At 65.3% G+C, this 19,500-nt stretch carries 38 protein-coding genes; 35 read left to right on the top strand and 3 right to left on the bottom strand.

Features of this window, described 5'->3' with window-relative positions:
* The first annotated feature begins 3 nt into the window (after positions 1 to 3).
* The gene (locus ASG71_RS08085) at positions 4 to 375 is read left to right on the top strand and encodes a hypothetical protein (protein WP_056738128.1); all 372 of its coding nucleotides are present in this window, start codon (positions 4 to 6) and stop codon (positions 373 to 375) included.
* 50 nt (positions 376 to 425) lie between these two features.
* The gene (locus ASG71_RS17105; RefSeq protein ID WP_268760372.1) at positions 426 to 560 is read left to right on the top strand and encodes a hypothetical protein; all 135 of its coding nucleotides are present in this window, start codon (positions 426 to 428) and stop codon (positions 558 to 560) included.
* Positions 561 to 786: 226 nt separating this feature from the next.
* Here ASG71_RS17105 and ASG71_RS08080 read toward each other — a convergent pair whose 3' ends face one another.
* Entirely contained in the window at positions 787 to 1,185 is a 399-nt protein-coding gene (locus ASG71_RS08080; protein ID WP_056738127.1) for an ImmA/IrrE family metallo-endopeptidase, read from the bottom strand.
* 40 nt (positions 1,186 to 1,225) lie between these two features.
* On the bottom strand, positions 1,226 to 1,750 hold the full coding sequence (locus tag ASG71_RS08075; RefSeq protein WP_056738126.1) for a hypothetical protein: 525 nt from the start codon (positions 1,748 to 1,750) through the stop codon (positions 1,226 to 1,228).
* Positions 1,751 to 2,036: 286 nt separating this feature from the next.
* On the opposite strand from ASG71_RS08075, the gene ASG71_RS08070 reads away from it, so the two are divergent.
* From ASG71_RS08070 to ASG71_RS07945, 31 genes are all read left to right on the top strand, one after another.
* Positions 2,037 to 2,336 (top strand): helix-turn-helix transcriptional regulator, encoded by a 300-nt coding sequence (locus ASG71_RS08070; RefSeq protein ID WP_056738125.1) that lies wholly within the window; start codon positions 2,037 to 2,039, stop codon positions 2,334 to 2,336.
* A gap of 16 nt (positions 2,337 to 2,352) precedes the next feature.
* The gene (locus ASG71_RS08065) at positions 2,353 to 2,610 is read left to right on the top strand and encodes a hypothetical protein (protein WP_157366299.1); all 258 of its coding nucleotides are present in this window, start codon (positions 2,353 to 2,355) and stop codon (positions 2,608 to 2,610) included.
* Positions 2,607 to 2,846, top strand: a complete 240-nt coding sequence (locus tag ASG71_RS08060) for a helix-turn-helix domain-containing protein (protein WP_056738123.1) — start codon at positions 2,607 to 2,609, stop codon at positions 2,844 to 2,846. Before ASG71_RS08065 ends, ASG71_RS08060 begins: the two co-directional genes overlap by 4 nt.
* A gap of 78 nt (positions 2,847 to 2,924) precedes the next feature.
* Positions 2,925 to 3,290 (top strand): hypothetical protein, encoded by a 366-nt coding sequence (locus ASG71_RS08055; protein ID WP_056738122.1) that lies wholly within the window; start codon positions 2,925 to 2,927, stop codon positions 3,288 to 3,290.
* On the top strand, positions 3,287 to 3,418 hold the full coding sequence (locus ASG71_RS17100) for a hypothetical protein (protein WP_268760370.1): 132 nt from the start codon (positions 3,287 to 3,289) through the stop codon (positions 3,416 to 3,418). Before ASG71_RS08055 ends, ASG71_RS17100 begins: the two co-directional genes overlap by 4 nt.
* 186 nt (positions 3,419 to 3,604) lie before the next feature.
* Positions 3,605 to 4,456 carry a hypothetical protein gene (locus ASG71_RS08050; RefSeq protein ID WP_056738121.1) on the top strand — a complete coding sequence of 284 codons (852 nt, stop codon included), beginning with the start codon at positions 3,605 to 3,607 and terminating at the stop codon, positions 4,454 to 4,456.
* A complete protein-coding gene (locus ASG71_RS08045) occupies positions 4,453 to 5,415 on the top strand; it encodes a hypothetical protein (RefSeq protein WP_056738120.1) in 963 nt (320 codons plus the stop codon). Before ASG71_RS08050 ends, ASG71_RS08045 begins: the two co-directional genes overlap by 4 nt.
* Positions 5,416 to 5,907, top strand: coding sequence for a single-stranded DNA-binding protein (locus tag ASG71_RS08040; protein ID WP_056738119.1), 492 nt, complete (start codon positions 5,416 to 5,418; stop codon positions 5,905 to 5,907).
* A 56-nt stretch (positions 5,908 to 5,963) separates the two neighbouring features.
* Entirely contained in the window at positions 5,964 to 6,233 is a 270-nt protein-coding gene (locus ASG71_RS08035; RefSeq protein WP_056738636.1) for a glutaredoxin family protein, read from the top strand.
* A complete protein-coding gene (locus ASG71_RS17095; RefSeq protein ID WP_268760369.1) occupies positions 6,233 to 6,367 on the top strand; it encodes a hypothetical protein in 135 nt (44 codons plus the stop codon). The genes ASG71_RS08035 and ASG71_RS17095 overlap by 1 nt, the downstream gene beginning before the upstream one ends.
* A gap of 335 nt (positions 6,368 to 6,702) precedes the next feature.
* Positions 6,703 to 7,953: a DNA cytosine methyltransferase gene (locus ASG71_RS08025; protein WP_056738117.1), complete on the top strand. Its 1,251-nt coding sequence runs from the start codon at positions 6,703 to 6,705 to the stop codon at positions 7,951 to 7,953.
* 190 nt (positions 7,954 to 8,143) lie between these two features.
* Entirely contained in the window at positions 8,144 to 8,545 is a 402-nt protein-coding gene (locus ASG71_RS08020; RefSeq protein WP_056738116.1) for a hypothetical protein, read from the top strand.
* A 206-nt stretch (positions 8,546 to 8,751) separates the two neighbouring features.
* Positions 8,752 to 9,168 carry a hypothetical protein gene (locus tag ASG71_RS08015; RefSeq protein WP_056738115.1) on the top strand — a complete coding sequence of 139 codons (417 nt, stop codon included), beginning with the start codon at positions 8,752 to 8,754 and terminating at the stop codon, positions 9,166 to 9,168.
* A complete protein-coding gene (locus ASG71_RS08010) occupies positions 9,161 to 9,694 on the top strand; it encodes a hypothetical protein (RefSeq protein ID WP_056738114.1) in 534 nt (177 codons plus the stop codon). The genes ASG71_RS08015 and ASG71_RS08010 overlap by 8 nt, the downstream gene beginning before the upstream one ends.
* The gene (locus tag ASG71_RS08005) at positions 9,691 to 9,876 is read left to right on the top strand and encodes a hypothetical protein (protein ID WP_056738113.1); all 186 of its coding nucleotides are present in this window, start codon (positions 9,691 to 9,693) and stop codon (positions 9,874 to 9,876) included. Before ASG71_RS08010 ends, ASG71_RS08005 begins: the two co-directional genes overlap by 4 nt.
* Entirely contained in the window at positions 9,873 to 9,998 is a 126-nt protein-coding gene (locus tag ASG71_RS17090) for a hypothetical protein (RefSeq protein WP_268760368.1), read from the top strand. The genes ASG71_RS08005 and ASG71_RS17090 overlap by 4 nt, the downstream gene beginning before the upstream one ends.
* Positions 9,995 to 10,267: a hypothetical protein gene (locus tag ASG71_RS08000; protein WP_056738112.1), complete on the top strand. Its 273-nt coding sequence runs from the start codon at positions 9,995 to 9,997 to the stop codon at positions 10,265 to 10,267. The genes ASG71_RS17090 and ASG71_RS08000 overlap by 4 nt, the downstream gene beginning before the upstream one ends.
* A gap of 2 nt (positions 10,268 to 10,269) precedes the next feature.
* Positions 10,270 to 10,698: a hypothetical protein gene (locus tag ASG71_RS07995; protein ID WP_157366295.1), complete on the top strand. Its 429-nt coding sequence runs from the start codon at positions 10,270 to 10,272 to the stop codon at positions 10,696 to 10,698.
* Positions 10,699 to 10,718: 20 nt separating this feature from the next.
* Positions 10,719 to 10,943 carry a hypothetical protein gene (locus tag ASG71_RS16650; RefSeq protein ID WP_235563953.1) on the top strand — a complete coding sequence of 75 codons (225 nt, stop codon included), beginning with the start codon at positions 10,719 to 10,721 and terminating at the stop codon, positions 10,941 to 10,943.
* A complete protein-coding gene (locus ASG71_RS16645) occupies positions 10,940 to 11,095 on the top strand; it encodes a hypothetical protein (protein ID WP_157366291.1) in 156 nt (51 codons plus the stop codon). Before ASG71_RS16650 ends, ASG71_RS16645 begins: the two co-directional genes overlap by 4 nt.
* A 112-nt stretch (positions 11,096 to 11,207) precedes the next feature.
* Positions 11,208 to 11,573: a hypothetical protein gene (locus tag ASG71_RS07990; RefSeq protein ID WP_056738110.1), complete on the top strand. Its 366-nt coding sequence runs from the start codon at positions 11,208 to 11,210 to the stop codon at positions 11,571 to 11,573.
* Between the two features lie 220 nt (positions 11,574 to 11,793).
* Positions 11,794 to 11,976 carry a hypothetical protein gene (locus ASG71_RS07985; RefSeq protein ID WP_056738109.1) on the top strand — a complete coding sequence of 61 codons (183 nt, stop codon included), beginning with the start codon at positions 11,794 to 11,796 and terminating at the stop codon, positions 11,974 to 11,976.
* Positions 11,973 to 12,365: a hypothetical protein gene (locus ASG71_RS07980; protein WP_056738108.1), complete on the top strand. Its 393-nt coding sequence runs from the start codon at positions 11,973 to 11,975 to the stop codon at positions 12,363 to 12,365. The genes ASG71_RS07985 and ASG71_RS07980 overlap by 4 nt, the downstream gene beginning before the upstream one ends.
* A complete protein-coding gene (locus ASG71_RS07975; protein WP_056738107.1) occupies positions 12,362 to 12,784 on the top strand; it encodes a hypothetical protein in 423 nt (140 codons plus the stop codon). Before ASG71_RS07980 ends, ASG71_RS07975 begins: the two co-directional genes overlap by 4 nt.
* Positions 12,781 to 13,119 carry a hypothetical protein gene (locus ASG71_RS16640; protein ID WP_157366289.1) on the top strand — a complete coding sequence of 113 codons (339 nt, stop codon included), beginning with the start codon at positions 12,781 to 12,783 and terminating at the stop codon, positions 13,117 to 13,119. Before ASG71_RS07975 ends, ASG71_RS16640 begins: the two co-directional genes overlap by 4 nt.
* Before the next feature lie 368 nt (positions 13,120 to 13,487).
* Positions 13,488 to 13,784 (top strand): hypothetical protein, encoded by a 297-nt coding sequence (locus tag ASG71_RS07970; RefSeq protein ID WP_157366287.1) that lies wholly within the window; start codon positions 13,488 to 13,490, stop codon positions 13,782 to 13,784.
* A gap of 71 nt (positions 13,785 to 13,855) precedes the next feature.
* Positions 13,856 to 14,089 carry a DUF3263 domain-containing protein gene (locus tag ASG71_RS07965; protein WP_056738105.1) on the top strand — a complete coding sequence of 78 codons (234 nt, stop codon included), beginning with the start codon at positions 13,856 to 13,858 and terminating at the stop codon, positions 14,087 to 14,089.
* Between the two features lie 162 nt (positions 14,090 to 14,251).
* On the top strand, positions 14,252 to 14,680 hold the full coding sequence (locus ASG71_RS07960) for a hypothetical protein (protein WP_056738104.1): 429 nt from the start codon (positions 14,252 to 14,254) through the stop codon (positions 14,678 to 14,680).
* Between the two features lie 386 nt (positions 14,681 to 15,066).
* Entirely contained in the window at positions 15,067 to 15,483 is a 417-nt protein-coding gene (locus ASG71_RS07955) for a hypothetical protein (RefSeq protein ID WP_056738103.1), read from the top strand.
* A gap of 17 nt (positions 15,484 to 15,500) precedes the next feature.
* Positions 15,501 to 16,037, top strand: a complete 537-nt coding sequence (locus ASG71_RS07950; RefSeq protein WP_056738102.1) for a hypothetical protein — start codon at positions 15,501 to 15,503, stop codon at positions 16,035 to 16,037.
* The gene (locus ASG71_RS07945) at positions 16,001 to 17,284 is read left to right on the top strand and encodes a PBSX family phage terminase large subunit (protein ID WP_414826663.1); all 1,284 of its coding nucleotides are present in this window, start codon (positions 16,001 to 16,003) and stop codon (positions 17,282 to 17,284) included. The genes ASG71_RS07950 and ASG71_RS07945 overlap by 37 nt, the downstream gene beginning before the upstream one ends.
* Here the strand turns inward: ASG71_RS07945 and ASG71_RS07940 are convergent.
* Positions 17,281 to 17,628, bottom strand: coding sequence for a hypothetical protein (locus tag ASG71_RS07940; RefSeq protein WP_056738100.1), 348 nt, complete (start codon positions 17,626 to 17,628; stop codon positions 17,281 to 17,283). The two genes, ASG71_RS07945 and ASG71_RS07940, sit on opposite strands and share 4 nt — an antisense overlap.
* A gap of 45 nt (positions 17,629 to 17,673) precedes the next feature.
* Here ASG71_RS07940 and ASG71_RS16635 point away from each other — a divergent pair, with 45 nt between their 5' ends.
* Positions 17,674 to 17,838 (top strand): hypothetical protein, encoded by a 165-nt coding sequence (locus tag ASG71_RS16635; RefSeq protein WP_157366286.1) that lies wholly within the window; start codon positions 17,674 to 17,676, stop codon positions 17,836 to 17,838.
* 35 nt (positions 17,839 to 17,873) lie between these two features.
* Entirely contained in the window at positions 17,874 to 19,436 is a 1,563-nt protein-coding gene (locus ASG71_RS07935) for a phage portal protein (RefSeq protein WP_157366284.1), read from the top strand.
* Positions 19,437 to 19,500 lie beyond the last annotated feature (64 nt).

Genomic DNA, 19,500 nt, shown 5'->3' with positions numbered 1-19,500 from the left:
AGGATGGTTACCAGACGTGAAGCTGCCCAAATCCTTGATATCCCGCTGGAAATGGCCAACCGTCACGGCATTCCGTCCCGCCTGTCCGACGCCGAACTGGACGAACTACTGGACACTCCGCCCGCCTGGCTGCAGCAGTCCCGGGCCAACCGCACGGGTAAACGGCCGGTCTGGGTGCAACTGACCTGCACGGTCTGCGGCTTCTCCGAAACCGCCCGTCCGAAGAAGTGGTGGCCGGAGTTTACCCATCTCTGCTGCGCCCACCACGTGCCGTACGAACTGCCCGGCCCGGACGCCGGCCTGGTGCGCAGCGAGTACGAAGGCGTCGGGAGCCGGTTCGTCGGCATCGTGGACGTCGCCGTACCCGAGGCGTAGCCTTAAAAGCACGGGCTCATCCCGGGCCCCCACCTTTTAGGGAGCGCGCCATGCCTGACAAGTCGCCGCACCGGCACCTGAGCAAGAAGCCGGTCAAAACCATCAAGGAAAAACGGGCCGAGAAGAAGGCCAAGCACATCGTGGACGAGCATACGGACCCGGTGGCGCACATCAAGAAGCGCTGACCGGCACCCGCCGTAACCACCGCCGTCGGGCGCCCAAGGAGCCGGCGGGCACACCAAAAAGGCCGGAAGCATCAGCTTCCGGCCTTTTGGTTGTGGAGATGGGGGGAATTGAACCGCCCCAGCCGCCACTATTGGCCCCGGAAAATGCCTAGATTCTGCGGATCGTACCCAACGAGACTAACCGATTTGAACCTCATTTAACGCTTCTGTGCACTTAGTGCACACCCTAATTCGAGCATTCAAAGCGCCGCTGCAGCGCCATCCGGGTCTCGGCCGGGAGGGAAGCGATCCAGTCAGACAGGACGCTCTTGGTGACCATGACGTCCTCGGCCAGCTCGTCAATGGAGTTGGCCCAGGGGGCGTGTTCCCACACCGCCTCCCAGGACACGAGCCGGTGCGCTGCCAGTACGCGGACCTTCCGCTCGACCGCCGGCGGCTGGCATTCCCTGTGCCCTGCCTCGATGTGGACGAGCTCATGGGTGATGGCGCAGCGCTTCTCCCTGAGGGTGAGCCGCTCGTCGTAGTAGATGGTCCTGCCGTCAGTTGCGGCGACGAGGAGACCGGGGAGGCGGGTGGCGACGACGCGCACGCCGAGCTCGGCCGCCAGTCTCTCCCCAGAATCCATGCCGCAACCTTAGTAGCAGGCTCCGACAACGACGATTCTGTTACTCGAGCTCTTGAGATTCTTCCCCGGCGCGGGATGCCCTGGCGGCTTCGTGCTTACCTTCGGACTCGGCCTCGGTGTTGCCGGCCATTCGCTCGAAGTCGGGCCGGGACTTCTTGGGCGCGGGGAACTGGACGACGTTGTCGGCTTCCTGGGATGCACCGCCGCGGCGGCCTTCCTGCCAGTTGAGCAGCTCGGCGGCAGTGTTGCGGAGGACGTCCTTGGACTCCTGCGGGAGTCGGCCGGCGCCGTAGAGGACGAGGTCGGATTCCTGATCGTCTCCGACGTCGATACCGAGGGTTCGGGCGGCTGCCAGGACGAGCTCCCGGGGGCTGAGGCGGAGGGCCCGGGAGAGTCCAGCGATCGTCTCCTGCGAGGGCATCCGGGTGAAGCCGTCCTTGACGATGGACTGCAGGGCCCGGGCTTTGGGGACGCCGCCGGCGCGCTTGGAGATGGCCTCGAACGAGTCGTCCTTCTTGTGCTCCATGACGAGCTGCTGGAAGTTGGGGCTTGAATTCGTGTTCATGCTCTGAGCTTTCCTAGGGGTGCTGTGGAGCGCAACGCGCAGAGTGCGCTGCATGCCTACCGGTAGGCGGTACCCCTAATTGTAGGTTTGCGCCTACCAAAAAAGCCCCCCATCTAGCAGCAGAGCACCGCCCGTGCGGAAAGTCCGCACTGTCAGTGCTTGACATGCCGCCTACCGGTAGGCAATACTTCAAGGGCAGCAGACACTAGGCAACCCGCCTACCGACCAAAAAGGAGAGCTCATGTCACCCTGGCGCACTAAGGCCCGATGGCCGAAAGGAACGTACATGCGACTGGTCTCAAAGGAAGCGCTCCGCGCATTCCTCATCACCCAGAAAGACATCGAAGCGCACCGGGCCGGCACGCCCATCCCACACAAGATGACCCAGCGGGGGCTGGCTGACCGTGTGGGCGTGCACCCGAGCTTCATCAACCACCTCACCAGCGGCCGGCGCCGCTGCCTGGAGCCGGAGACGGCGACGCGCATCGCGGAGGTCCTCAACGTCCCCGTCGAGGTTCTTTTCGTGCCTGTTGCACCGTCTGCCAAGCGGCAAACCACGCACCGTAAGACCCTGCAAGCAGCTTAGGAAAGGACACGCCGACATGACGCAGTCAATGGCCCTGGAAGACACCACGTGGACCGAGGAGGCCGTCGCAACGATCGCGGACCTCGCCAAGCGCGGAGGCACTGTCACTGCCGACGACCTCCGCTGGAACCACCGCCCCGCACCGCACCCGAACAAGGTTGGATCCGCGTTCAAGATCGCCCGCTCCCGCGGACTCATCACCCAGGCCGGGGTCTCCACCTCACGGCACCGGTCCCGCCACGGCGGCATCCTCCGCGAATGGGTGGCGGCATGAGCACCTATCTCACCGTCCCGGAGGTCGCACAGATGTTCCAGATCTGCGAACAGACGGTCCGCAACCGGGTGAACGGCGGGAAATGGCCCGCGTGGAGGGACGGCCGGCAGATGCGGTTCGGGCCCGAGGACATCGAAGCGATCCGCCGCAAAGGCACCCAGGGCCCAGCCCCGGACAAAGCGCAGCGCCGGACCCGTAACCGCCAGCTCCGCGAAACCCGGATCTTCGCCCAATAGAAAAGGGCCCCGCAGCCGGCCAAAGCATCGCGGGACCCAAGAACAAGCAAGAAGCTCATCTACCAGAGAGGCTACACGATGGACCAGCTTTTCCAGTTCACCAAGGACCAGGCCGAGAAGGCCGCCCGGGTGACGATCATCAACTACTACGAGCGGTACCCGAACGAGTGGCAGGACGAAGACGTCCTCGCGTACGAGATCAGCGGGATGCTCGGCATCCGCCCCCAGCCGTCCTACGTCGCGAACGCCCTGCAGGCCCTCGATGACCTCCGCAACGTCGAGAACGGCACCCACGACGCGCTGAACCTCAACGAAGCCCGCACGGAGGACAACCGGGCCGAGCTGGTCGAACGGTTCGAAATGGACCTCCTGATGGCCATCCGCGACGTCGTCGCCGAGTTCCGCACCCACGAGGTCTTCGTACCGGCGGCGGTGGCGGCATGACCACCTTCCTCCTGATGCTCGCGACGATCGGAGCGGCCGTGTGGAGCGCATGGGCGATCCGCATGGACCAGGCAGACGCCGCGGCCGAAGCGGAAACCGCAGACACCGAATGGCGGGACGCGGCATGAGCGCCTGCGAGCACCCCGCCGACGTCTACGACAAAGGCGCGAGGACCTGCGCGGTCTGCGGGGAGGACCTCTCATGAGCTGCTACTGCCGCGGCTTCGGCCTCTGCGACACGTGCGAACAGCACGTCTGCACCGGGGACTGCACCTGCGACCCCGACACCACCACGAAGACCCTTGGAGACGAATCATGACCACGAAAACGAAGGCCGCACCCAAAGGCCTCACCTTCACCCACAACGGCCACCGGTACAAGCTCGATGGGCTCCCCGTCACCGGCGTAACCACGATCCTCGGCGGCGGCATCCCGAAGCCCGCCCTCGTCTACTGGGCCGGGAAGGTCGTGGCCGAGTACGTCGAGGCCAACCCGGCCGAGATCGAATCCCTCCGTAGCCGCGACGACGTCGACATGGTCCGTGAACTGGCTGCAGTGCCGGCCAGGGTCCGAGACGACGCCGGCGTCCGTGGCACCGCGGTGCACGACTTCGCCGAAGTCCTGGCCACCACCGGCACCGTCGAGGACGTCCCCGAAGAGCTGGCCGGATACGTCGAGGGCTACGCGGACTTCCTCGACCGGTTCCAGATCACGCCGCTGCTGATGGAGCGGCCGTGCGCCAGCCGCAAGGACTGGTTCGCGGGGAAGTTCGACATGATCGGCACCTCTCCCCTGCTGAACGACGGCCAGCCGGTGATGATCGACCTCAAGACCTCCAAGTTCGTCTACGGCGAGACCGGCCTGCAGTGCGCGGCGTACTCCCTGGCCGAGTTCTACATGGACGAGGACGGGACCGAGCAGCCCATGCCGGAGATCGTCGCGACCTACGTCGCCCACGTGACCCCCATGGACCGGGACGGCGAGAACGCCCGCTACGGTGACGCCCCGCTCGGCACCACCCTCTACCCGCTGGCGAAGAACCGCGACGAGATGCGCGGCCACTACGCGATGTTCCTTGCCGCGGCCTACACCCACAAGACCACCAAACTCCGGGACGCCATCGTCGGCGCCCCGATCACCATCGAACAGAAAGCAGTAGCAGCATGAGCGAAGTAGCTATCCCCCAAGCGGCCCCGGTCGCCGCATTCAACACCAGCGCCCTGCCGGCGACGGCCATGACCGTGTCCCTCATGGAGTGGGCGCAGGAGCTCTCCGCCGCGCACCAGCTCGGCACTGCCCTCTGCAGCACCGAGTTCGTCCCGGCATCGTTCCGGGGCAAGCCCGAAGCCGCGGCCGCCGCCATCCTCGCCGGGAAGTCCCTCGGACTCGACCCGATGAACGCGCTGGCGAACATCTTCGTCGTCTCCGGCCGCCCGTCGATGTACGCCCGCACCATGGCCGCGCTCGTCATGCAGGCCGGCCACACCATCCGCCGCGTAGAAGCAACCGAGCAGCGCGTCGTGTACGAAGGCCGCCGCAAGGGCGAGACCACCTTCACCCGTGTGGAGTGGACCATCGCCCGCGCCCAGAAGGCCGGGTACACCTCGAACAAGAAGTACCAGACCGACCCGATCGGTATGCTCACCGCGAAGTGCCAGGCCGAGATCTGCCGCGTCATCGCCCCCGACGTCCTCACCGGCATCGCCGCGACCTCCGTCGAAGAGGTGGAGCTCGACGACCTCGGCGAGCAGGCCCCCGCGGCACCGGCTGCCGAGGCGAGGCCCAAGCGCACCATCCAGCGCGCTAAGGCCCCGGCCCCTGACCTGCCCGACGTCGTCCACGACGCACCGCAGGACGAGGCAGAGGCGCCGGCCGAGCCGCTGGCCACCAGCGCGCAGCTCACGAAGATCCACGTCATCCTCGGCAAGCTCGGCGCCAGCGACCGCGAAGCCGGTCTCGCCGAGCTGTCCACCTTCACCGGCCGGACCATCGAGTCCTCCAAGGCGCTGACCAAGGCTGAGGCGTCCCGCTTCATCGAGGAGGCCGAGACTCCCCCGGCGGACGCTGACGGGGTCCTCCCCGACGTCGACGGCCAGTGGGGACTCGACCAGGAAGGCGCCAAGTAGATGGCAGGCGAAACCACGATCACTGTGATCGGCAACCTCACCAACGACCCGGAGCTCCGCTTCACCCCGTCCGGAGCTGCGGTTGCGAACTTCACGCTCGCGTCGACCCCGCGGACGTTCGACCGGCAGTCGAACGAGTGGAAGGACGGGGAGACCCTGTTCCTCCGGGCCGCGGTGTGGAAGGACGCGGCGGAGAACGTCGCCGAGTCCCTGACGAAGGGCATGCGCGTCATCGTGTCCGGCCGGCTCAAGTCCCGGTCCTACGACACGAAGGAAGGCGAGAGGCGCACCGTCATCGAGCTGGAGGTCGACGAGATCGGCCCCAGCCTGCGCTACGCGAACGCCAAGGTGAACCGCACCCAGCGGCAGGAAGGTGCCGGTTCCGGCGGGAACCAGTCCGGACAGGGCTCCTGGGGCGGCAACCAGGCCTCGACCGGCAATAACTCGCCGGGAGCCTGGGGCGCCGGCGCCGACAACGAACCCCCGTTCTAAGGAGACCCGCAGTGACCATCACCGACCTCACATCACGCATCGAAGCCCGCGACAGCGTGGCCATCGTCCTCTACAGCAAACCTGCATGTGTGCAGTGCGACGCGACCAAGCGGAAGTTCAAGAAGGAAGGCCTAATCGAAGGCAAGGACTACACCGTCGTCGACGTCAGCCAGGATCCTGGCGCGCTGGAGTTCATCAAGGACCTCGGGCATCTGCAAGCACCGGTTGTCTTCGTGGCCAAGCCTGACGGGTCAGTAGCCCACTGGTCCGGCTTCGACGTCGAAGAGATTGACGAGCACATCCTCGGCAAGGAGGCGGCCGCGTGATGCCCGAGACCATCGCCCTCATCCCGCCGAAGACCGTCATCAACATCCCCCGCCGGCAGTTGGACATCGCCATGTGCACCTCGTGCGACAAGCCGCTGAACCGCACCGGTGAATGCGCCGGGTGCACTGACTGATGGCCCGCACGAAGCCTGCACTGGCAACCCATACGTTCCGCGCCATCTGGCCTGTCCTCACACCGCCGACCACGGCAAAAGACCGGGAAGCACTCATCCACGAAGCTTCCCAGGACCTCCGAGACGTCGCCCTCCGCCACCGCGCCCACATAACCGGGCCCGGCAAGGGCTACATCGTGCCAGGGCATGGGATGCCCGGCGCGAACGGGGCCGCCCAGGTCGTCGTCATCGACGCGCCGGCGGAACCCATCAAGCGGCCGTATCACCGCTAACCACATCAGGGTCCCCGCCTACACCGGGCGGGGACCCTACTCACCCCTTGGAAGGAACCACTCATGTCCGAACTCACCGTCTCCGACTTCTTCTGCGGCGCAGGAGGATCCAGCACCGGCATCATGCAGGTCCCCGGGCTCCACGTAAAGCTGGCGCTCAACCACTGGGAACGCGCCATCGAAACCCACGGCTACAACCACCCGAAGACCGACCACGCCTGCGCCGACATCGCTCACATCCGGCCCGAGTACACCCCGCGAACGAACCTGCTGTGGGCCTCGCCGGAGTGCACCAACTTCACAGTGGCCAAGGGCGTCAAGCGCGAGCAGTGGGACGGCCAGGACGCGCTCTTCACGGAGGGCCTCCCGGACGAGGCGGCGCAGCGGTCCCGGGCGACCATGTACGACGTGCCCCGGTTCGCCGAGGTCCACCAGTACGAGGCGATCATGACCGAGAACGTCGTCGAGGTCACCGCATGGAAGCCATTCCGTGGCTGGCTGCAGTCCATGTCCGACCTGGGGTACGAGCACAAGATCATCAGCCTCAACTCCATGCACGCCCAAGCCTTCGGGCCCGGCGCCCCGCAGTCCCGCGACCGGGTCTACATCGTGTTCTGGCGGAAGGGCAACAAGGCGCCGGACTTCGAACGGCTCCGCCCGATGGCCGAGTGCCCCACGCACGGCACCGTCCGCACCATCCAAGCTTTCAAGGACCCGAAGCGGCTCGTGGGGAAGTACCGGCAGCAGTACGTCTACCGGTGCCCGCAGAGCAGCTGCAGGAACACCGTCCTGGAACCGGCGGTAAAGCCGGCCGCGGAGGCGATCGACTGGACCATCAAGGGCAAACGCATCGGAGACAGGGCCAAGCCCCTCGCGGCCGCCACCATGCGCCAGATCGTGGACGGCCTGAACCGCTACCCGAACGCTTCGAGCATCCTGACGCAGTTCTACGGGTCCCCGTCCCCCAAGCCGACGACGGACCCGTACAGCACGTTCACCACCAGGGACCGGCACGGCCTCGTCGTCACCCTCCGATCCAACGCGGTGGCCACCCCGGCCAACGAGAAGCCGTTCACGACAATAACCGCAGGCGGTAACCACCACGGCCTCATGACCTACACGGAGAAGGACGTCGCCGACGTCGCCTTCCGGATGATCCAGCCACACGAGCAGATGTGGGGCATGGACTTCCCGAAGGAGTACACCATCCTCGGCACGATGAAAGAGCGGACCATGCAGGCCGGGAACGCCGTCACCCCGCCGGCCGCCCGCGACCTCGCGAGCATCGTCGCCGACTCCCTGGTAGCGGCGTGAGCGTCCGGCACAGCAAGCCCTCGGTCTTCACCTGCGGATGCGGGAAGGTCTACTCCCCCACCAGGGACGAAGCCAGACGCCTCCGCAAGGAGATTGCAGGGCCCGGCGCGCAGCTGGAGGTGTGCCGGTTCTACGAATGCGATCACGGTGGTTGGCACTGGACAAGACGAGTACCCCGATGGAGCGAGTGATGGAAGAGAAAGACAAGCGCCCGTACTTCGTGCTCACGAACGAGTACACCAGACACCGAAAAATCCGCGGCCTCACCGACAAAGCGTTCCGCCTCCACGTGACACTTCTGGGCATGTGCAACGAGGACAAGAACAACGGCGTCATCGGCCAGCACGACCTGGACATGAAGGGCAAAGCCGCCGGCAAAGAACTCATCGACAACAACCTCGTGGAGAAGCTCGGGGACGGCCGCTACGTCCTCCACGACTACCTGGAGCACCAGAAGTCGAAGGACGAGATCGAGGCTTTGAAAGCGAAGAAGTCCACGGCGGGGGCGATCGGGGCGCACACCCGGCACCACGAGAAAAAGGGCATCTTCGACATCAGTTGCGAGTACTGCCAGGCAGCCCGAACCGCTTAGCACCTGCTAAAGCACCTGCCATAGCAAACCCGTAGCAGCGGATTAGCACCATTAACCACTAACCATTCCTACTCACCTAAGAGCCTTAGCTCACCACAATCTCTACTCCTGTTTTCAACAAATTGGGGTAAAGAAAATCGTCGATCGTCACTTAGGTGATGCACGGGCCGGGACGCACGACGATCGCATTTTGACCAAGGAGAACCATGTACAAACTCACGGACCAGGAAGGGCAACGGCTGACCGCCATGATGACCGCAGCCCGCCCCGACTGGATCCCGAACAAGCCCGGCGCCGTGCTCAGGGAAGCGAACGACGCTGGCGGCCTCCCGGGGAAGGACTTCGGGCACTGCATCCGGGCCCTCGCCCACTACGCCACCCAGACGGACCCTGCAGGGGGTTGGGCCAAGCGGACCCCGAACTTCTACCCGCAGGACGGGAAGCACTGGTCAGCCACAGCACCGGACGACTGGCAAGCACCCCGCACCTGGACACCCTGCGAAGACCACCCCACCTTCGAAGCCCACACCTGCAGGGCCTGCTGGGGAGACATCAAAGCCGGCCTCCGCCCCGAGGCGAAGCTCGGCAAACACCACACACCAGAAAGCGAAGACCATGACTGACCAGATGACGAAGATCAAGATCCACCTCCCACTGCCCATGGACGTCGCCGGGACCCTCATGAGGATCATCGGCGCCAGCTACCCGGAGGCACTCATGGAGGGCAACAGCGGCACCATGACGTTCCTGATCCCGGAGAAGGCCCGTCCGCGCAAAGTGTCCGCCAAGGCGGCCAAGCCGGACGAAGCCATGGAACTGCAATCGGACCTTCTGGAGATCGGACCGGACGGCATCTCCATCTCCACCCCCGAGCATCTGGCCGCTGCCTGCCTCCAGGTCATAGAGACTTCCTTCCAGCAGTTCCCGGATGCGAAGAACTACCTCGAGCAGCGCTGCTACAACCGAGAGACCAGGGAAGGCTACGTGATGACCTTCCAGCGCATGAAGGGCAAGTCCCCGGCGGAGCTGCGGGAAGCTGCGGAATCCAAGCTCCAGCGCGTTGAAGCGGCCATCAAACTCCTCTACCCGGACGACATGACCCCCATGGCCAAGAGCGTCCTAGAGAAGATCCTCCAGGAAGCAGCATGAGCCAGCTCCGAGGCTGGTGCCGGCGCTGCGGATCCCCCGTCACCCTCCGCAAGACCCGATGGGTCCACAACACCGGTAGCGCCTTCTTCGGCTGCCTCGCCCGCTGGATCGTTAACGACGGCTTCAACTCCCAAAACCAGAACGACTACGCCCTCGCCGGGTCCAGCAAAGGAACACCATGACCCCCGACCAGGTCAAAGCGATCCTCACCGCCGCGAAGCGCCGGGCACTCCTCGACGCAGCCGACCAAATCCCCCACCCAGAAGCCGCCGAATGGCTCCGACAGAAAGCCGACCAAAAATGACCACCACCGGCATGCACACCGAGGCGACCCTCAAAGCCCGCCACCAAGAAGCCCTCGACATCCACGCAGCCTGGCTCGACCGCTACCACCAAACCGGCGGGACGGAAGCAGCTGCAGTCGAGATCCAGATGAACGAAGCATGGGACTGGGTCGAACAAACCGCCAACGACCTCCAGCTCTACCGCGAGGTAACGCGCCACAAGACCAGGAACCACGGCAGGACGGCCGCAAACACCTCCACCCGTCTCCATGCCCACGGAAGGCACTAACAGTGCGGGAGAACGGCACTGAACGCGTTACCGGATCGGCTCAACAACGCGCAGAAGGTGTGAAGCAGTTGGAGATTCTGGCGCCGGCTGGGTGGATCAATTCGAATCAGCGGTTGCATCGGATGCAGGTGGCGAAGTTGACGGCGGCTTGGCGTGAGGCTGCCCGGGTGCGGGTGCCTGGGTCGTGGGCGCCGGCTGTTGGTCCGGTGCGTGTGGTGGCTGAGGTGTGGAAGCCGCGGCGTGGCCGGTATGACCCGGGGAACTTGTACCCAACGGCGAAGGCGGTCCTGGACGGGATCGTGGACGCCGGCCTTTTGTCGGATGATGACTGGCTGCATGTGGTGGGGCCGGACATGCGGCATGGCGGTATCGGTCCGGCGGCGCTGGTGGTGAAGATTTACCCGGCGAACGCACTGTCGGTGCTTGTTTGACGCACCGATAGGCGGTAGAGTTGACCAGAGCAGCAGACAACGGCCAGGGATGGCCCAACCCAACGGAGGAAACGATGGCCCAGAACCACAAGACCAAGCAGGAAGCGCGGAACAACCTGTTCGCCGCCGCGCTTCGTGCACCCCAGCCGAACGGCTACCCGACGCACGCCGAGTACACCGCGGCGTTCGACGCTTACCAGGCGGGCACCATGCAGCCCCTGCGCGACAAGCTGGTCGCAGCATGACCCCGATTCAGCAGGCGGCCCGGGCGCTCTTCACGAACGCCGTGGGCGGTTCCCGCCTCGACCTCGCCGACTACGACCACGACCCCGAACGGCAGGCAGTGTGGGCCGGCATCGCCGAACGTGCCCTCCAGGGGAATGTGGTGACCGCATGAGCGCCGTCACCCAGCCCCGCCGCCGGACACCGTGGCGGTTCACCCGCCGGATCACCGACGCCCTCGGCGCCCAGCTCGTCCCCGGCCGGCACTACCAGTTCCGAGGTGCCAAATGAGCGGGCGGGACGAACCGTCCTACCTCGCCTTCGCTCGCGCCGACGCCCGCAACGGTCACTCAACATCGCCCGGTGCCGTGCGCGAACTCGTGGCCCGGATCGACCGGGACGCGGTGGCCCTCAAAGCCGCCCAGCCGCGCATTGTCAGGACCCTCGACGAACTCGAAGCGCTCAGGCTGCCCGCAATCATCGACAGCCCGAGCGGCGGCCCGATGAAGATCGAGTACTACGGGGGCCCTGGGCGGCGGAAATACATCGAGCCGGTCTTCGGCGCCGGCGATGAATCCGACGAGTGCTATAGCCCGACATTCTTCGCTGAATTCGGGCTCCCTGCTACGGTCCTTCACGAGGCAACCAAGTGACCGCCCGGATCTTTGTGGAGCCGAGCCACGCGGAACCAGGCCGCTGGGTTGTCGGCGAGTTCCTGGCCAACGGCTGGTACAAATCTCACGGCCGCCACGCAACACGGCAGGACGCCGAACGAGCTGGGACTCAATTGGCCGAGACCTTGGGCGTGTGCCCGCCGTCCGTAGACAAGCCCCACTGCCCGGACTGCTCCGGCATCGTGAACTCTGGTGTCGCGTGATCCCGGGCGCGTCGATCACCCCGCCGCTGCAGTCGGCGATCCGTTACCGGGAACTGTTGAAAGCCCGCCGCGACGCCCGGGACGCCACCGAACGCGCCGCACAGGCCTACCAGGAAGCCGAAACCGCCCGGGCCCGACTCGCCACCCTCGAAACCCAACACGCACAGGAGACCCGATGAGCAACAACGAACGCGACGAACTGGCGGCAGCATTCCGGCGCACCGAGGCGCTGGGTAACGAGCCCATCGACCGCAAGGGCTGGACGAAGAAGCAGTGGGCCGATGACGCTGAGCGCATCATGGAACACATCGACGGCTCGGTAACGGCCCTTGTCAACGGACACGCGCTGGGCCTGATCGCCCGCATCCGAGAGCTGACGCCCCGCACCATCACCACCGTTGAAGAGCTCGACAAGCTGCCGGTAGACAGCGTGATACTCGATGCCGACCACGTGGCATGCCAGCGAATGAAACTGAACGAGTTATGGGAGGCCGGCGGGGAAATCGTTCCGACTGAACTAGTTCCTCTCCCCGCGACGGTCCTGTACGCCCCGGAACCGGCCCTGTGACCGCCGCGGACCAGTACCTCGACACCATCCAGGCGAGGCTCGACGCGGCAACACCCGGACCGTGGTGGACGCCCAGCATGGTGACGCCGGCCGAAGTGTACAGCGGCACTGGCTCCGGCGATGATCTGTGCGTCGCCGAGGAAATGAAGAAGCCCGACGCTGACCTGATCGCCAACGCCCCCACGGATCTGGCCAAGCTGCTGAACGCCGTGAAAGCCGTACGGGAGCTGGCTGACAAGCGGGCGAAGAAGCTTGACGAAACGGCTGTACGCCTGAACCAGATGGTTCTTGACCGCGATCCCGACCGCGATCCTGACGCGGCGGTTAGGTATAACGCTTACGCGAACGAAGCAACCGCATTCCGTAAGGCAATCAACGCCACCATCGACGCCGCACTCAACGCGGGTGGCACGGTATGAGCGCCGACATCGCACGGGTACTCGCAGAACACCCCGACTGGCTCTTTAGCATCGAACGGCAAGCAGTTGTCTGCGCTGGGAAGGCATGCGACTGGAGCCAGGAAGTCGGCCCGACGCAGCCCGCCGAGGCTACGTTCCGCTCGCATCAGGCTGCTGTACTTGCGCCCCTGATCTTGCGGGAACGCGCCGAAGCATGGGACGAGGGCGTTCGTAAAGCGTGGCACGAGTCAGGAGAGGGGTGGAATGGCGAATACCCAGAAGGGGCTGTCCCGGATGCATTCGGAGTCAACCCCTACCGTGCCGCCGCTATCGACCCGGAAGGGGCAAAGGAATGAGCGGGCAGGTTACGCAGATCCGGCCACGAGCATCCGAAACGTTCGTCTGCCCTTGCGGCTCGCAATGGTTCAACCGCGCATATCGGATGGACCAGGCGGGGAAGACCATCGAGGCTGCCGAGTACATGGAGTGCGCGGGTGGTTGCGGCCGGAAGCACAAGCTGGCTAAGAAGCCTCGTGCCTGACCGGTGCACGTGCCCCCGGTCCGTGTACGACCCGACCAGGACACGACCCACCAACCCCGGGTGCAGGGTGCACGGGGAACCGGAACCAAGCAGCGACGACGACCGACCCGGGATTCTGTCCTAGTCGTCACTAAGCTTGAACACGACGGCAACCACGCCGACCAACCAGCAGGGGGGAACATCGTGAAGGTAACGGAACTGTCCGCAACGGACGCCGGCAAGAAAATCGCAGTGACGGACCAGCTCGACCGCGAAGCGAGGGGCACCCTCGAAACCGTGTCCTTCACCTGGGAGCCGGACGGCGAGAGCTGGGGCCAGGCACGGTACCGAGTGAAGACCGCCCACCTTGGCATCAGCGGCTGGCAGATCGACGTCGAAGGGCATGCAGAGGTTCAGCTGTCACCCGCTGCAAGTCGCGGGCTGCCGGAAGCCCACGAGGACTTCCACGGATCAGTCGGAGATATGTCCGAGGACGACTGAGCCCCGAACCGGAATTGACTGATAGTCGACTATCAGCTGATTCTGTCTCACCTGCCCCATAGGCTCGCTGGATGCTCACCACCACCGAACAAGCCATCCTCCAGCTCACCGGCCAGCACTTCAAGTACGCGGGCTCCCTCGAGGAACAAGCGAAGGAACGCTTCGGCCTCAGCCCGACCAGGTACTGGCAGGAAGTGAACCGGCTCATCCAAACACCAGCAGCACACCAGCACGACCCGGCACTGGCTAACCGTCTCAACCAGCGCCGCCGACCATCGCAACGCCTCAACACCAGACTCACTTAGGGGGAGCATTTGTCCAGGTTCGCCGTCCACGTCCACCAGCTCACGCAACCGCACCTCGCCGGCGGGCAACCAGCGGACGCGTTGCTGTCCAGGTTGCGTAATGCCAGCACCCCCGGTTCCGACGGCGGTAAAGCTGGTGGCGATGGAGGGAAGCCCGTCCCCGTGAACCTGTCCGCCGTGGACCTCTTCTGCAAGATCGAAGCAGCTGCCCGCACCGAGTGGCAGCTCCTGCGCGGCTTCCCCTACGTCGGCCGGTTGGAGAACCTCCTCCGCGACCTCATCGGCACACCCTTCGTCGAGCTGCCCGAGGACTGGGACGAGTACCTCCACGGCCTGGCCACCGGGTGGATCGCGGACATCACCGCACTCCTCCACCCGGTGAAGCCCCGCCGGCGCCTCCACCGGCCCTGCCCGGCCTGCGGTGCGAAGTACCACGGCGACGATCGCCTCCCAGCCCTGACCCTGAACTGCTGGGACGCCGACGAGGAGATGATGCACCCGTCCAGGTGGGATGCTTCGTGCGAGGCGTGCGGAGCGGAGTGGACAGGTGACGATGTCCAGTGGCTTGCTGCTGCCCTGAGCGCCGCCTAACAGTGCGCGTGTCGCGTTGCGTCAGTGCCTAAAGCCCCGTAGCATGGGTCATGTCTGCGGAGTACTGTCTCCACAGACATTTTGGTTTCTACCCAGATCACGGGTAGGCATAGACGTGGTGGCGGGTGTCTGCTGCACAGACCTCCAGCAGGTAGCTCGGCCCATCCAGCCTTGAGTGACGACCCTGCACGGGCCCGCCACCACCAACACTTCCCGCTCCCCTGCCCTGAGACCTCAGCGGAGCGGGACCAACCGTCCCGACCAGCCAGAGCCTCCCGCCCCGCACCACCTCGTCCAGGGCGGCCGAGGGCGCACGTCGGACGCAACCCGGGGAAGCCCACACCAGCGGCTGATACTGGCGGGGCAACACTTCAACAGGGGGCGCCGTGATCGAACGCTTCCGAATCGCCACCAGGGCAAGCGGTGTCCGCCGGCAGGTCTTCGTCCACATCTACGACGACCGCGAAGAACTCGCCCGCCAACACACCGAAGCCCGCAACATGGTCTACGACCCAGCCGCAGACATCGCCGGCGGCGTCGTCACCCAACAAGGCTTCCACTGGCCACGCCCCGACTACACGCCCATCATCGTCATGCGGCTATGGACGGGGCAGCTCACCACAAAGACCGTCGCCCACGAAGCAGTCCACGCGGCTGCACCGCTCTACTTCATGGACGGCATCCCCGGATGGAACAGCCGAGCCCGCGCCCACCTCATAGGTGACCACGAGATGCTCGCCTACCTCGTCGGCGACATCGCATCCGAGGTCATCCGCAACCTGTACAAGCTCCGACTCCTCTAGGCGGTGACTAATCTCTTGTGCCCAACCCGAAACGAACACAAGCGGACCGTGACATCGTCCTCGCCCTCCACGCCCAAGACAAGGGCCGCAACGACATAGTCCGCGAAACCGGCTACTCCACCGCCTGGGTCTCCAAGGTCGTGAAGGAAGCCGGCATGTCCTTCGCACGCTCCGAACGCGTCAAAGCCGCCACCGAAGCGAAAACCCAGGACAACAAGACCCGCCGCGCTAACATCATCGGCCGCCTCTACAAGCAGGCCGAAGACATCCTCACCCGCCTCGAAGCCGACACGTTCAGCACACTGGTCCCAACCGGGCCCGGGATCCAGTCCGCCCGGGACCTCGACTTCATCCCGCCCGGTGACCACCGCAACCTCGCTACGTCCATCGCGATCTTCATGGACAAAGCGCTGCTGCTGGAGAAGACCGACACGGACACGAGTGGAACCGCGGCTGTCGACAAATGGCTTGAGTACATGACCAGCGCGCCACTACCAACCCCGGGAGGTGCTGAGCCATCGACGCCAAGCCCCTCTCCGGAAAGTCCCTCCTAGCCCTCGCCAACCCCTCCCCCTCCATCGAGGCATACGAGGGCGCGGTCCGGTCCGGGAAGACCATCACCAGCCTCATCGACTGGCTCCGATACATCCGCACCGGCCCCGAAGGTGCCCTGGCGATGTGCGGCCGGACCGAGCGGACCATCATCAACAACCTGCTCCTTCCGCTGCAGGAGATGCTCGGCAAGGAACGCGTCCGGGTCAACTACGGCACCGGCACTGCCATCATCCTCGGCCGCGAGGTCCACATCTACGGGGCGAACAACGAGCAGGCCCGCACGAAAATCCAGGGCCTCACCCTCGCCGGCGCATACCTCGACGAAGCCGAGACCATCCCGGAATCGTTCTTCACCATGCTCTACACCCGCCTCTCCGTCCCGGGCGCGAAGTTCTGGTTCACGTCCAACCCCGGCGGCCCGAACCACTGGCTCAAAGTCGATTGGCTCGACAAAGCCCGCTTCTGGATCGACGGACAAGGACGCTTCCACCGGAACACCGGCCCGGACGCCAAGGACCTCCACCGGTACACGTTCCTCATGGACGATAACAAGACCCTCGACCCGGCCTACGTTGAGCGGCAGAAGAAGTCCTACAGCGGACTCTTCTACCGCCGCTACATCCTCGCCGAATGGGTGGCCGCCGACGGTGCAGTGTTCGACTCGTGGAACCCCGAAACCCACGTCGTGAAGCACAAGGACCTTCCGCCCATGCGGCGCATCCTCGGCGCCGGCGTCGACTACGGCACCACGAACGCGACGTCCATGATCGTCCTCGGCCTCGGTATCGACGGTGTCCTCTACGCGGTCGATGAGTGGCGGTACGACTCCCGGCAAGCGCAGATCCGCCTCACCGACGGGCAGCTGTCCGCGTCGATCAAGTCCTGGATTCAAGGCACCCTCCAGCGCGAGGGCATCGTCCCCGAGTGGGTGATCGTCGACCCGGCCGCCGCGTCCTTCAAAGTCCAGCTGGCCGCTGACGGCGTCAACAACGTCATGAACGGCGACAACAACGTCCTCTACGGCATCCGAACCGTCGCCTCCCTACTCACCGCGGGCAAGCTGAAAGTATCCGACCGCTGCCAGGGTCTCATCAACGAGATGCCCGGCTACTCATGGGACAAGAAAGCCACCGAGAAGGGCGAAGATCAGCCCATCAAGGTAGCTGACCACTCCATCGACGCTTTCCGGTACGCCGTGACCACGACCGAAACGAACTGGCGGGGTCTCGTAGACCTAGCTGCTTAGAAACTGACACCGGCGGCGCTGCACGCATCCCGGACCGAGTTTAGCCGGCCCTTCAAGTCCGGAGAGCCGCCGGAGTTGAACTGGGACAAGGACACAACGAAGACATTCATGGCTTTCTGCGGTTCACCCGTCGCCTTGCTGGAGAACCCGGCCAGGGTGTCGGGCAGGTCCTTCATCACGGCTTGGGCTGACGTCGCATCGCCAGACTGAAGAAGTTCCTTCGTAAAGCCCAGAGAAGTGTCGGCTTGCTGGACGAACTTCTTGCACGCCTCCGAGTTGGCCGGCGCTGAGGAGCAACCGGCGATGGTCATCAGAATCACGGCGGCCCCCAAGAGTTTTCTCATGCCCGGATCATACCCGGACCACTCTCACAACCACAGGAGAACACCATGGCAGCCATCCAGAGCATCCTCGCGAAGGTCCTCATCCAAGTCGGAGCCGACGAGCCAACGGAGATCGGGACCATCGAGATCCCGATCGACGTCTCCGTGCCGAGCAAGCCGAGCGGCATCAGCTACCCGCCCGGCGTGCGTAATGGTCTGCACGTCGAATAACTAACCGATCATCAACAGCTCACAAGGAGGCCACGTTGGCATTGCCCGCACCCGGCACCGCATGGCCGCCCAAAGACCACGCCGACATCGCCGCCGCCTACGACACGTGGTCCGCCTGGTACTCGAACGAGGTCGCGCAGCTCTCCGCCGTGTACGGGCGCACCACGACCCGGCCGGGGCTGCTGAACCGGGTCGCGTCATGGTTCTGGACCCCGAAGGACACGGTCGACACGGTCGACGACCAGGGCCTCGTGAAGCTCCACGTCCCGGTCGCGTCCGACCTGTGCCAGGTGTCCGCCGACCTGTTGTTTTCAGAGCCCCCGGCGGTGACAGTCGAGGACCCGAAGGCCAACACGAAGGCGCAGGAGCGGCTGGACCTGATCGCCGGCGCCGGGTTCGACCAGACCATGACTTCATTCGCGGAGGTCTCCGCCGCTTTGGGTGGCGGGTACCTGCGCATCACGTGGGACGGCACCCTCCGGGACCATGTGTTCCTGACGAAGGTCGACGCCGACGGGGCGATCCCGGAGTTCCGCTACGGGCACCTGACCGGGGTGACGTTCTGGCGGGTCGTCGGGACCGACGCGTCCCGGGTCTTCCGGCATGTTGAGCGCCACGAGCTCGACAGCTTCGGCGTGGGTGTGATCATCCACGGCCTGTACGAGGGGACCACGGATAACCTCGGCTCACCGCGGGCCCTCGCAGACCACCCGGCCACGGAGCACCTAGCCGCCGTCGTCGACGCCGACTCGACGGTGTCCACCGAGACCCCCGGCCTCGCCGTCGGGTACGCGCCGAACATCGGCCCGAACCGGCGCTGGCGGCTCAACCCCGCCGGTGCGAACCTCGGCCGCTCCGACCTGGACGGCATCGAACCGCTCATGGACGCCCTCGACCGGGTCTACTCCTCCCTGATGCGGGACATCGAGCTCGGCAAAGGACGCGCCCTGGTCTCGTCGACAGCGCTGGACGACAACGGCCCCGGCAGGGGCGCGACGTTCAACGTCGACAAGGCCGTATTCACCGGGCTGAAGATCCCGCCGGACGCCATGAAGGACGCGAAGTTCCCCGTCGAGGTCATCCAGTTCAAGATCCGCGTCGACGAACACCTGACCGCCGCCGCGGCCCTGTACGGGCAGATCATCCGGACCGCCGGGTACTCCGCCCAGACGTTCGGGGAGAAGGACGAGTCCGGCGGGAACACCACAGCGACAGAGGTCACGGCGAAGGAACGCCGCACCTACCTGACCCGGGACCGGAAGATCCGGAACCTGAAGCCCGTCCTCGAAACGCTCCTGTCCAAGGCGCTGGAGGTCGACGCGAAGGTCTTCAACACCGGGGTGCAGCCCGTCCCGGTGACGGTGACGTTCGCAGACGCCGTCCAGGAGTCCATGGAGTCCCTCGCCCGCACAGCGCAGCTGCTCCGCGCCGCCGAGGCGGCGGCCACGAAGACCCTCGTCGCCATGGTCCACCCGGACTGGGACGAAGAGGACATCAAGGCCGAGGCCGAAGCGATCCGGGCGGAGCGGTCCATGTTCCCCGACCCGGGCCTGACCGGGACCGTTCCGGCTGATGAAGTGACTGATGGCACCGCCTAGCCCCCACGGACGATGCGCCCCACGCCGCTTGATGCTCCTCTGGGTGGCTGCTGGCTTCCTGGTC

Origin of the sequence: Arthrobacter sp. Soil763, assembly GCF_001428365.1 — a bacterium.
In the GTDB taxonomy this organism is placed as follows: Bacteria; Actinomycetota; Actinomycetes; order Actinomycetales; family Micrococcaceae; genus Arthrobacter.
The sequence above is the reverse complement of the archived record's forward strand: the minus strand, read 5'-3'. Positions and strand labels throughout refer to the sequence as shown.